Consider the following 11954-nt stretch of genomic DNA (forward strand, 5'->3'; position numbering starts at 1 on the left):
GTGATTAACGACTTTACCGCGCGGGACCTGCAAAAGCTCCATCGTCAGTGGTTTCTCGGCAAGTCGCTGGACGGCTTCTGCCCGATGGGCCCGTACGTGGTCACTGCAGACGAAGTCGATGGGCAAAACATCGATGTCAAGTGCTGGGTCAACGGCGAACTGCGTCAGAACTCGAATACATCGCAACTGATATTCGACATTCCAACGCTTATCGAGACCCTTTCTGCTGGCATCGAATTGCAGCCGGGTGACGTCATTGCGACGGGTACTCCGGCAGGAGTCGGTATTGGGTTCACACCGCCCAGATTTCTTCAAAAGGGCGATGTGGTTCGTATCGAAATCGAAAACGTAGGTGTTCTTGAAAACGAGGTGGGTGAATGACGACGACTTTGGTCAAAAACGTGGTTGTGGAAATTGATGGTGATGGTCAACCGGTGGTGTGTATCCACGGTCTGGCAGGTTCCTCGAATAACTGGACGCCTGTGTTGCCCGCGTTCGAAGGCATGAAGGTCATCCGCCTTGACCTGCCCGGCAGTTCGCGCTCGGAACTCGCGTCGGAGCCTCTGTCCATTGAGCTGTACGTTCAGACAATTGCCGCTGTTCTTGGTGAGCTCAAGGTGTCCGGGGCGCACATCGTCGCGCACTCGATGGGCACCATCGTCGCTCAACACCTTGCTCTGAAGCATCCGGACCTGGTGAAGAGTCTGGCGTTGTTCGGTCCGTTGATTGAACCGCCAGAAGCCGGTCGCAACGGAATGAAGGCACGCGCCGCACTGTGCCGGGACAAGGGCATCGTCGGCGTGCAGGAAGTGGCGGACGCAATCGTTAAGGGTGCAACGAGCGTGGAGACCAAGGCCCAGCGCCCGGTGACGGTGGCGCTCGTACGCGAAAGCGTAATGCGCCAAACACCGGAAGGATATGCGCAGAGCTGCGAAGCGCTGGCCGGAGCGCAGGGAGCGAACGTCGACAACATCAAAGTGCCGACGCTGCTCGTGACGGGAGATGAGGACGGTGTAGGCCAGCCGGCCGCAGTCAAGGCCATGGGAGAGCGTATCGCGGGCAGCAAGGTGACGGTCCTTGCGGGCTGCGGTCACTGGACTACCTTTGAAAAGCCGGCCGAGTGCACGGCCGAACTTCAAAGCTTCTACAAGACGGCGAACTAACACCTTCCAGGAGAAATGGAGGAGACATGGCTAAGATCCTTTTCACCAATGTGAACATCTTCGACGGCAGCGGCACCGACCCTTTTCGGGGCGAGGTACTCGTCGAAGATGATCGAATCACGCGCGTTTCCCAAGCGGAAGAATCGGTATCGCGCGAGGGGTTCCAGATCATCGACGGCAAGGGCAAATTCCTCATGCCGGGCATGACCGAAGCGCACACGCACTTCTCGTGGAATGACCAGCCGTCGCTCAGTGCGATCCAGTTCATGCCGCCCGAAGAACATATTCTGTGGTGCGTCCGCGTGGCGAAGCGCTATCTGGAGATGGGCTGGACGTCCGCCATCGGTGCGGCAACTGCGAAGCCGCGCCTCGACGTGGTGACGCGCAATGCAATCAACGCCGGCGAATTTCCCGGCCCGCGCTATCTCGCAGGCAGCCAGGAAATTACCGTTCAGGGCGGTCTGGGCGACAACACTCTTTCGCACCTCCCGTTCCGTGAGCTTAGCTTTGGCGAAGTCGTGTGCGGGCCGGAAGAGATGCGCAAATCGACACGCATGTTCCTCAAATACGGCGTTGACCATCTCAAACTCAACCTGTCTGGCGAATATATCGCGGGCATTCCTGCAGAGGCCTCACCGTTTTCCGAAGAAGAAATCGCGATGTGTACCGCGGAGGCCAAACGCGCGGGCAAGCGGGTTGCCGCGCATGCGCGCTCCGCTGAATCTGTGAAGCAGTGCGTGCGGCACGGCATTGAACTCGTCTATCACGCGAGCTTCGCGGACGAGGAAGCGCTCGACATGCTCGAGGCGAACAAGGATAAGCACTTTGTCGCCCCAGGCATTGGCTGGCTCGTGAGTACGCTTTACCACGCTGAACAGTGGGGAATTTCGACGGAAGTCGCGACGAAGATGGGCTATGCGCGCGAACTCGAAATTGCGGCTGACACGTTGCAGAAGATGCACAAGCGGGGAATCCGCATTCTGCCGGGCGGCGACTACGGCTTTGCGTGGATGCCTCACGGGACGAATGCGCGTGACCTTGAGCACTTCCAAAAGTACATCGGAATGACGCCCAAGGAAATCCTGTTGGCGGCGACCAAGCTTGGCGGCGAGATCATGATGCAACCCGACAGCATCGGCCAGATTGCGCCGGGATTTTACGCTGACATCCTCCTCATTGACGGCAATCCGCTGGAGGACCTGAAAGTCATGCAAGACCCGACCAGAATCCTGATGGTCATGAAGGGCGGTGACATCTATAAGCACTGCAAGGACAGCGAACCGGTTAGTGCGAGCGTCCATGCGTCACCGGTTGCAAAAGCGACGCAAGACGCCGGAGTGGCTGAAGCATTGCAGCACTAGCATTTCGGACGGACCCTGCAGCTCGTGCCGAAAATGTGTCTGCCACCGGTCGGTTACGGGCTCTATCGAGCGCAAGACTGACCGGTTTGCGGGCTCCAGACGGAAACGTCGTTCGTCGGCAACGTTCGTGATGCAAGGACAAGCATAGGAAGACCGCTGCCTCTCCCAGCGGTGCGCAACACCCGGTCAATGACGCTTCCCGGAAGAGAACCGGCCGTTAGGGCGGCTACGGCCCGAAGGTCGGCAACGTCTCCAAATGGCCGACCCCGGCCCGACGTAGACCGGCGGGCATGGTCGGCCATAGATCGGCCGCGTCGGGCAGCAGTCGACCCATAGCCGTCCTTCGGCCTGACGCGAAAGCGAAGGCAGCTTTCCCAGCCCGAACGGCCATTCGATTAACCGCCAGTCTTCGACCTCTTAATGCGCGCCGCACCTTCATCCGCGTGCGCGAGGCCGCGAAGTCGGCCTATCCCTCGGGCGGTAATCCTGAAGCAACACACATTGTGACGAAGGGCGCAAAACGCGTAGATTTAGGCGCATCTGGAAAACGTCTCGCGCTAATCTTCATACATAGGTCGCGCAGTTCGCGCCCTTTCTGGCGCGTGCCGATCGTACTCCGTTACACGGAGGACGTATGAGCCCTGCTGCTGGTTTGGCGCGTCTGCAACGCGCATCTGGAACCTGTCGGTCGTCGCGAAAGCTCTCGCTGTTTGTCGCTGCACTGACAGTACTGCTCTCTGGACAACACGCCTTCGCCGCAGGGCCGCTGCCGCAAGGCGGCCGCTTCGTAGGCGGATCAGGAAGCATTGCCCAGAACGGCACGAACCTGAACATCACGCAAACAGGCTCGCGGGGCATTATCGAATGGGACAGTTTCTCGATCGGACGGCGCGCCACGGTTTCAATTAACAACGGCACTGGCGCGACACTCAACCGCGTAACGGGTAACGACTTCTCCACCATCCTCGGCACGTTGAGCGGCACCGGCAGTGTGTACCTTGTCAACCCGCATGGGGTTTTAATCGGGCGAAACGGCGTGGTCTCGACGGGCGGCCGCTTCGTCGCTTCGACGCTCGACATCCCCAACGACACATTCTTGAATCCGCCCGCAATCGGTGGGTCGGTGTACGCGGGCAGTTCCACGGCCAATGTGATCAATCTCGGCAAGCTCATCTCGTCGGGCGGGGACGTGTTCCTCATATCGGCGAACAAGGTCAAGAACGCAGGGACGATCGATGCGCCAAACGGCAATGCCGAACTTGCCGTGGGGCATCAGGTCCGTCTGTTGGACGGCACGTATCAGCAAGTTTTCGTGGATGTGGGAAGCGGCGGCACGATAATGAACACGGGCTCGGTGCAGGCGGCGATCATCAATCTGCAGGCGGCCGACGGCAACATTTTCGCGCTCGCCGGTCATTCGGGCGCGCTGCGTGCCACCGGCACGGCGACACGCGCCGGCCACGTGTGGCTGGTCGCCAACACCGAGACCGCGACGTCGGTGATCAACACTGGCAACGTGGATGCGCGCAGGGCGCAGATCAGCGCACGCAATGCGGACGGCAGCGGCGGCGCGGTCGATATGTCCGGCAAGGAGGTCGAGGTCGGCGGCGCGGACGTTCAGGCGAAAACCTGGAACATTACAACTGGGGACTTCATCGCGGACGCCCCTACCGCTCGCACGCTAAGCGCAAGCCTGAGCCACGGTGCCTCGATCAACGTGGACGCGAACGGCGCTGACGGTCAACGTGGGGCGACCGGCAAGGGAGACATCGCGATTGAGGCTAGTGTGCGCTGGCACGGCGCCACCTCGCTGACGCTCGACGCGGCGCACTCGCTGACCATTGCGCCGAACGCGACCGTCGCCAACCACGGCGCAGGCTCGCTGATTCTCAATGCCGACTCGTCGGGATTCGACAACGGCGGCAGCGTGACCAACCTGGGCACGATCAACTGGTCGCGAAGCACGGGCATCGTCACGGCGCTCTACGACATGAACGGCAGCTACACGCCCGGTACATTGCGCAGCAATCCGTCCTGGCGTGCCGCGCCGTTTAGTGGCCTGGTGACCCAGATCACTGCCTATCAGCTCATTAACTACCTGGCAGACCTCAGTGCGGTAAACAACAACCTCGCCGGCAACTATGCGATGGGCAACCGGGCAATCGATTTCCTGAATCCGGTGAATTTCGGCGGCATCGGCACCGCTGCCACACCGTTCACCGGCCAGTTCGACGGTATGGGCCATGGCGGCATCTCGGGACTGAACATCTCCGGCAGCGCCGATACCGGACTTTTCGGCGTGATCGGCAAGACAGGCGTCGTGCGCAATCTTGATCTTTCACAAAGCTCAGCGACCTCCTCCGCAGGACCGGTCGGCTTGCTGGCGGGCACCAACTATGGGCTCATCGTGCGGATTGGCGCCTTCGGTAGCGTGCAATCCACGGGTGACACAAGCAGCGTGGCCGGTGGGATCGTCGGCGAAAATAGGGGCCGAGTGGAACAGTCATTCGCCGGCGTGAGCGTGAGCGGGGCTGGAACCGTGGGTGGCCTTGCCGGTACGAACGACGGTTGCATTGACCAGTCGATTGCGTTGGGTAGTGTGACGGGCGGTGCGCAAGCCACGCTCGGTGGACTCGTCGGTGTGAACAATGGCCGGATCAACCAATCCATGTCCGAGGAGATCGTAGGGGGTGGCGTGAACGGTGGCGCGGTGGTCGGCGGCATCGTGGGCAGCAATGCGGGCGTCATCCGCGAGTCCTATTCCCAATCGACGCTTATGCCTGATCCGGGTGCGACGACTGGCGGTATTGCTGGCATCAATAGCGGAAGCATCGCCCCGGACGTGTTCTGGAACAGCGAGTCTTCCGGCGCGACTACGGGGGTGGGCTCTGGAACACCGGTGGCAGATGCGAGCGGACTCACTAATGCCCAGCTACTCGACCGTGCGAGCTTCGGCCCGACCTGGGATTTCAGCGCGACCGGTACATGGGTGATGTCCTCTAACGGGCCGGCGCTGCGCTGGTTGGCCGGACGTTGATATCCGGGTATGGGTGACCAGGGTCGTGAGTAAGTTTCCGTGGCAGTTTCGCACGACTCCGCTTCGGGGACTGGCAACCGTATCTCAAGCGGGTGTCATTGATAAAGCGGGCAGCCGACGCGGTCGGCGCCAGCCGACCCGATTCAGCCAGTCGCCCGGGTGCGACCTGAGCGGTTCGTCTCCGAGCACAGCGGACATTCGTGAGGCGAAATCGTTGGTGTGTTCGAGGCCTTTTTGGACGCGTGCCGTGGCAGATTCGTGGGCAAGATCATCCCGCGTCGAAAGCTCGCTAACAGCCCTACTGACTGACTCCGCGTGTGTCATTGCGCCAGTTGCCAGCGCAACACCGGATGCGTCGCGCCGGCAGGCATCGCCCACACCCCGGTCGGGCTGAAGTCATATCCCACGAACGAGGTAGGCGTGCTCATCTGAGCGGTGCTCAGCCCGTTCGCTGCGGGAATCGGTGTGCCGTACCTGACGGCGATCGTGGCGGCCGTGGTGTCGATGTTCCAGTACACGTCGTTGCCGATCGTGCCGGTATTGGTTCGCGCGATGCCGATGGGTTCGTAGAACGGCTGGGTCACGAGGCCGGTTGCGAATGACTGGCTGATCGTTCCTTCGTTCGTGACGACGAGTGCGGCGCCGCCGCATGGCGTACCGGATGCGCCTCTGCAGTAGCCCCGAAGCGTGGTCGAACCGGTTGCGTAAGACTGGTTGATCGTGCCGCTGTTATCACCGACAAGGCCGCCGCCCCCCTGGTTGATATAGCTCAGCGATACGACGGGCCCCGTAGCAAACGACTGATTGATCAGGCCGGTATTCGCACCCACCAGACCGCCGAGCACATAACCCGCGGTCACAGCGGCGCTGCTCGAAGAACGCAGGATCGAGCCCGTGTTGATGCCCACCAGCCCACCCGCTATCGAATAGTCGGGCGAAGAAGCCGCCTCTGGTCCGCTGCTGATCACTGTGCCGGACGTGTTCACTCCTACTACCCGGCCGTTGTTCGCGCCAGCCAGGATGCCAATTGGCCCGATGAATCCGATGGCAACGCTCTCCGTGCCAGAAATATTCATGTTGCGCACGACACCTTGGGCGCCGATTGCACCGAACATGCCGCCCAACGGCGCAAGCGTAAGCGACGTGATCGAATTGCCTTGTCCGTCGAATTGACCCGTGAAAGGCGTGTTGGCGTTGCCAATCGAAAAGAAGGGGCTGTTGCTCGTCGCGCTCGCATCGATGTTCGTGCCGAGCGCGTAGTTTCCCGTGAGATCGTTGGCGACGTCCGTCAGATCGGTCAGCGAGTTCACCAGCCTGTACGCGGTGATCTGCGTAACGAGGCCGCTGAATGCGACGGGCGTCCATGCCGGGTTGCTTAGCTGGGTACCGGCAACGTAGGTGGCGTTCATGTCGTAGAAAGCGCTCAGCGAACCGGTGCTGTTCGACCAGTCGAGCGTGCCGTTGTTCACGACGCCGCCGCCGTTGTCGATGCCGGTTGCGTCGGCGCGCAAGCGGAGATTGCCCGTGCCATTGTTCGCGATGGTCGTGCCGCTCGCGACCGACACGTTGCGGTACGCGTCGAGCGTCAGCGAAGCGGGGCCTTGCCAGCTCAGGTTCGATGCAATGTCGATGTCGCCCGTCGCGTTCATCGCGCCTGTCGTGGTGACATCGACCGAGGTGCCCGCATTCAGGCTGCGGCGCAGTGCGCGTGCAGCGGACGGGTCGATCGTGAACGCGGGCGTCGACAGATTCCATTTGCCGGCACGGACGGCGGCCCCGGCGCCGAATGCCAGTTGCGCCGCGCCTGTATCGACGGTCCCGCCGCTGCCGTCCGCGTTGTGGGCCGTGATCACGCCCGACTGCTCGACACGGCCGCCGTCGGCGACGAGCCACACGTGGCCGTCGCGGTTCGCCGTGCCCGTCGCCCGGATGCGCGTGCCCCCGCCGGCGAGCGCGTACACGTTGCCATCGGCGGCCTGCAGGCTGATCTGCGCGGCGGCGATACGTCCGCTGTTGACGACTGTGCCACCGCTGCCCGTCTGCACGAAAACCTGTTTGCTGCTGGTCGAGTCCTGCAACAGCACCTGTTCGCCGGTGGCCAGTTCGACGGTGCCGTTTGGCGCCTTGATCGTGCCCGCATTGACGACCGCGCCTCGCGCAATCAGGAACACATCGCTGCCGCTCGAGCTGATCCTGCCGAGGTTGATCACGCTTGCGTCGGTGGTGCCCGACAGCGTGAGGGAACCATTGCCCTGCATGAACGCACAGTTACCGACATCGAGCGTTGACGCGACGAAGCGGCCACCCGTGCTGATGACGCCAGATGGCCCCACGACGATGCCTTGCGGATTGATCACATACAGGCTCCCCGTTGCACTGAGCCGGCCGAAGATGGCGGACGGCGAGCCTCCCGTCACGCGGTTCAGCGTCGCGCCCGAGCCGTTGTCGAACGTCACGCTGTTGTTCCTGCCGATCGAGAAACTGTTCCAGTCAATCACGCCGCGCGTCGAACCCGGTTGCGTGACCATGAGGCCGTTTCCCTGGCTTGCTATCGTGCCGGCGCCGGCCACATAAGTGCCGCCTAGAGGCAATGTGCCCGCCGCGAGCGTGGCATGTGCAAAGGACAGTCCGGTGAGCAAAATGCCGAGGGCGAGCCACATGCGTTCGTTTGACTGCCGACGATGCAGCGCGCGTCGCGCGGGCCGAGGTAGTTCTGGACGCGACATACACCCCCCTTTCCGCGAGAGTGCGGAATGGCGTCGATGACCCCGCAGAGCCGACCGGAACCGCGGGAGCCCCTGCGTCTGAAGAATAGCAGTCGGCGCAGCGAACGCATGCCGATATGTCTGTTTATCGCGCCTTCCGGCGAGGTCTTTTGCGCCAACTATTGCGGGGCGGGATCTATGGTGCGCCTCGACAAGAATCCGACGCCACATTGCGGCCGGGCGATAGGAGCAAGGGGCCTGTCGTTTACGGTTGACCGAAAAAATGTTGATCAAAAAGATAGATGCTCGCGTTGCGGCGGCCAATGGCCGCTAGCGTTTGCAGAACCGACGTCTGAACGTCCGTCCAACGGGAGGGGCGAATGACCCTTGATGGCCGACCCCGGCCCGACGTAGACCGGCGGGCATGGTCGGCCATAGATCGGCCGCGTCGGGCAGCAGTCGACCCTCATCGGCCGCTCGTGCTTGACGGAATGGGTGGCTGCTTTGGAGGTCTTCGAGACTTCGCGTAATCCCGATCGCATTCAGCCCCGAGGCGTCGACAGCGGTGCGTATCTGCTGGATCGGCTGCGCCACGTGCCACCAGTCGATCCGGCGAGCGATGTTACGTTCAAGTCAACTGCCTAGACCGAGATGCGGCGGATTTCGAATCTCGGCCTCCCCTCCATCTATCAGTAGTTCACCCCATGGTCGGAAGTCGGACCCGCACTAAGTGTTTACCCCTACAATACAATTTATTTAATTCTAGATAATCTTTCTAGAAAGACGGGGTCCCCTATGGAACAGGTGGGCCCCTGACCACCGCCAGTTTGCCCAATGGTCACGCTAAGGAGTGCCAACGAGCGTGCCCGCTTCCTCGGTTGATAGGCGGCTCTGACGAATACTTACATTCGAAAATATCGCGAACGTCGATTACTTCGATAGGAGACGCCGTACGCATTTTTCAACAGCAACCCAGTTCAACAAGAGGCTCAAGCATATGAAATTTCATCTCAAACCCATCAGCGCCGCGCTGCCTCTCGCCTGCATCGCCATGGCCTGTGGTCAAGCTGCTCTCGCCGACGTGACTGTGAAGATCGGCAGCGCCGCCCCGCTGACCGGCAACATTGCCCACATGGGCCAAGATGCGGCCGATGGCGTCAAGCTTGCCGTCCAGCAAATCAACAAGGCGGGCAATCTGGTCATCGGTGGCCAGAAGGTCGTCCTCGAGGTCGATTCGCTGGATGACCAGGCCGATCCCAGGACAGGTACGAATGTCGCGCAGAAGCTGGTCGACGACGGCGTCGTGGCAGTGATCGGCCACCTGAACTCCGGCGTGTCTATCCCCGCGTCCAAAATTTACCGCGACAACGGCGTCACCCAGATCACCCCGGGCTCTACCAACCCGCAGTACACGCTGCAAGGCTACAAGACCGCCTTCCGTGTGATCGGCACCGACGCCCAGCAGGGCCCCGCCCTGGCCAAGTACGCCCGAAACCAGAAGGTCAAGACGGTCGCCATCGTCGACGACGCCACGGCCTACGGCCAGGGCCTTGCGGACCAGTTCGAGAAGACCGCCAAGGCCGAAGGCATCCAGGTGCTATCGCGCGACGCTACCAACGACAAGGCCACTGACTTCAAGGCCATCCTGACCAAGATCAAAGCCGAACGCCCCGACGCCATCATGTATGGCGGCGAGGACGCCACCGGCGGCCCCTTCGCCAAGCAGGCCTTGCAGTTGGCAGTCTCCGCCAGGATCCTGGCGGGAGACGGCGTCTGCACCACCGACCTGGCCAGGCTGGCCGGCAACGCCGCCGATAACCTGGTCTGCTCGGTCGCGGGCGGCGATCTGTCCGCGATGGACGGCAGCGCCGCGTTCGGCAAGGAACTGAAGGCCGCGTACGGCCACGATCCGGTGGTCTACTCGCCGGTTGCGTACAGCGCCGTCTACGTGATCGTCGATGCCATGAAACGCTCCAACTCGGTCACGCGCGCCGGTATCCTGTCCGCCATGCCCTCGACCAATCTCAACACCCTGATTGGCAATATCCGGTTCGACGAGCACGGCGACCTGAAGGACAGCTCCATCTCGCTCTACAAGTACGTCAAAGGCAAGCGGACCCTTCTCGAGGTCGAGAAGATGTAATCGAAGCAGGGCTGACGCGGGAGCCTCCAAGCCCCCGCGCCGAACCGCACCGGGGGGATTTTTGCTGAAATCTTTGAATGGCCGCCGTCACCGGCGGCGTTTCTCTTGTGCGCTCAGCACGAGGGCACTGCAAGCGGCGCGTCGCGACCGTGATTGACTGGGATGTGCGGCGTGTAGCTGCTGTAGATCGACGCCTAAGATAGCGAAGCGGCGATACGCTACGACAACTGCTCGCCCATCCGGTTCGACGGTCTACACCTACGCGAATAGTACGGTGCTGAAACAGGCCCCAAGTGGACGAGGCGCTGATCAGCGCCCAGCCTTCTCGCTGCGATTTGCACGACCAAGCTCGGCTATGAGCCGAATTCTTGCCTTTGATGCGTTGAGACCGTCATAACCTGCCGTGATCAGGCCGAGGTTGTGGGCGTGATCATAGGCATATTTGGTTACGGCTGGATTGACCCGGAAACCATGGGCGCAGCGTGTAGATAGCACGACAGGGAGGTGCCGTGCGGCTTCGCTCAGCAGTCTCTCTGATTGCGCGGAGAAGCCCCCTGCGCCCTTGCCTGCCACGACGATACCGTCGAGTTTGGAGAGATCCGGGAAGCCAACGAGTAAGCCGAAAGTCTCCATGACGATCGCAACTCGGGCGCCGAGATCGGATACATCGAGTTCCGCGTAACTCTCGTCAACGATTCCCGATCCTGCGAGCGTGACGATATCGGCGTCTATGGAGCCGCGGATCGCTGTTTCTGGTCCGAAGGGCTGAATGGCTTGCGGCCATACCTTGACGATCGACACCGGATCGAAAATCCGTCCCGCGAAGGCAACGAGGGCGCTCGCGCCCTGCGGCATGACCCGTGCCAGATTTGCAGAATCTGCCAGATTTCGCGGACCATCGGCATTGGCATTGCCACCGGGGATCGCAGCACCGGTCAAAACGACAGGCCGGTCACGATCAAAAAGCAGAGCGGCGGCATAGGCGACATCTTCCATTGCGTCAGTGCCGCAACACATCACGAAAGCTTCCCTCTCCCGATCCTGCCGCATGACATCACGAGCCCGGCAAAGTGAGGCGAAGGTCAGATCGCAGCTATCGACAGGATCGATGTCATGTCCGATCCAGTCTGCTTGACCGCTCAATGCGATCAAATCGTGTGCCAATAGACGCTTGATCGTCCCGTCAGCCTGATAGTCTTCCGTGATGGTGCCGCCGCAATTGAGGAGTCCGATTTTCATTAGGGTTGGGCCTTTAGACAAGAGTTTCGAAATTTTCTCGCTGGAATATCAATGCCAGTCCTGTCATATCAAATAGGGTGATGTCTTTCGGCTGCGTGATGTTGCGATTTCGCCCGCCGGGGTACAGCCGATTTCGATTTCGTCTTTCATGTCACCCCACTGACCCTCGCCGATCGGGCGACTTTGCTGTTTGTCATCTACGAATTGCTTCGCTTTTTGCAGGGTGCCTTCCGGCAATTCGCGCTTGCCTTTTCGTGTCGGTGCCGAACGCATTGCCGCGTCGAGCGACGCTCGGTGCCTTGGGCC

8 protein-coding genes are annotated in these 11954 nt (G+C 61.3%); 5 read left to right on the top strand and 3 right to left on the bottom strand.

Translation table 11 applies throughout. The features are described 5' to 3' along the window. From AB3X94_RS20080 to AB3X94_RS20095, 4 genes are all read left to right on the top strand, one after another. A partial coding sequence (locus tag AB3X94_RS20080) for a fumarylacetoacetate hydrolase family protein (RefSeq protein ID WP_368612479.1) occupies window positions 1-381 on the top strand: 381 nt, incomplete at its 5' end. Continuing rightward, window positions 378-1163, top strand: coding sequence for an alpha/beta fold hydrolase (locus tag AB3X94_RS20085; RefSeq protein WP_176107358.1), 786 nt, complete (start codon window positions 378-380; stop codon window positions 1161-1163). The genes AB3X94_RS20080 and AB3X94_RS20085, both read left to right, overlap by 4 nt. Before the next feature lie 26 nt (window positions 1164-1189). Next, on the top strand, window positions 1190-2524 hold the full coding sequence (locus AB3X94_RS20090; RefSeq protein WP_368612480.1) for an amidohydrolase family protein: 1335 nt from the start codon (window positions 1190-1192) through the stop codon (window positions 2522-2524). 634 nt (window positions 2525-3158) lie between these two features. After that, window positions 3159-5561 (top strand): filamentous hemagglutinin N-terminal domain-containing protein, encoded by a 2403-nt coding sequence (locus tag AB3X94_RS20095; protein WP_368612481.1) that lies wholly within the window; start codon window positions 3159-3161, stop codon window positions 5559-5561. A 320-nt stretch (window positions 5562-5881) separates the two neighbouring features. On the opposite strand, the gene AB3X94_RS20100 is transcribed toward AB3X94_RS20095, so the two are convergent. Further along, entirely contained in the window at window positions 5882-8221 is a 2340-nt protein-coding gene (locus tag AB3X94_RS20100) for a filamentous hemagglutinin N-terminal domain-containing protein (protein WP_246391993.1), read from the bottom strand. 1096 nt (window positions 8222-9317) lie between these two features. Between AB3X94_RS20100 and AB3X94_RS20105 the strand changes: the two genes are divergently transcribed. Then, window positions 9318-10409 (top strand): branched-chain amino acid ABC transporter substrate-binding protein, encoded by a 1092-nt coding sequence (locus tag AB3X94_RS20105; protein ID WP_246392162.1) that lies wholly within the window; start codon window positions 9318-9320, stop codon window positions 10407-10409. A gap of 309 nt (window positions 10410-10718) precedes the next feature. Here the strand turns inward: AB3X94_RS20105 and AB3X94_RS20110 are convergent, their stop codons facing one another. Continuing rightward, window positions 10719-11648 (bottom strand): asparaginase domain-containing protein, encoded by a 930-nt coding sequence (locus tag AB3X94_RS20110; RefSeq protein ID WP_368612482.1) that lies wholly within the window; start codon window positions 11646-11648, stop codon window positions 10719-10721. A gap of 63 nt (window positions 11649-11711) precedes the next feature. Then, the gene (locus AB3X94_RS20115) at window positions 11712-11921 is read right to left on the bottom strand and encodes a hypothetical protein (protein WP_368612483.1); all 210 of its coding nucleotides are present in this window, start codon (window positions 11919-11921) and stop codon (window positions 11712-11714) included. Window positions 11922-11954: the final 33 nt, after the last annotated feature.

The organism is Paraburkholderia sp. BR10923 (genome assembly GCF_040948765.1).
GTDB lineage: Bacteria > Pseudomonadota > Gammaproteobacteria > Burkholderiales > Burkholderiaceae > Paraburkholderia > Paraburkholderia youngii.

What these genes read in the sequence shown, in the direction of transcription:
- AB3X94_RS20095 (WP_368612481.1), top strand. Translation starts at nt 3,159, where the DNA reads ATGAGCCCTGCTGCTGGTTTGGCGCGTCTGCAACGCGCATCTGGAACC.
- AB3X94_RS20105 (WP_246392162.1), top strand. Translation starts at nt 9,318, where the DNA reads ATGGCCTGTGGTCAAGCTGCTCTCGCCGACGTGACTGTGAAGATCGGC.
- AB3X94_RS20100 (WP_246391993.1), bottom strand. Translation starts at nt 8,221, where the DNA reads ATGTGGCTCGCCCTCGGCATTTTGCTCACCGGACTGTCCTTTGCACAT.
- AB3X94_RS20090 (WP_368612480.1), top strand. Translation starts at nt 1,190, where the DNA reads ATGGCTAAGATCCTTTTCACCAATGTGAACATCTTCGACGGCAGCGGC.
- AB3X94_RS20115 (WP_368612483.1), bottom strand. Translation starts at nt 11,921, where the DNA reads ATGCGTTCGGCACCGACACGAAAAGGCAAGCGCGAATTGCCGGAAGGC.
- AB3X94_RS20110 (WP_368612482.1), bottom strand. Translation starts at nt 11,648, where the DNA reads ATGAAAATCGGACTCCTCAATTGCGGCGGCACCATCACGGAAGACTAT.
- AB3X94_RS20085 (WP_176107358.1), top strand. Translation starts at nt 378, where the DNA reads ATGACGACGACTTTGGTCAAAAACGTGGTTGTGGAAATTGATGGTGAT.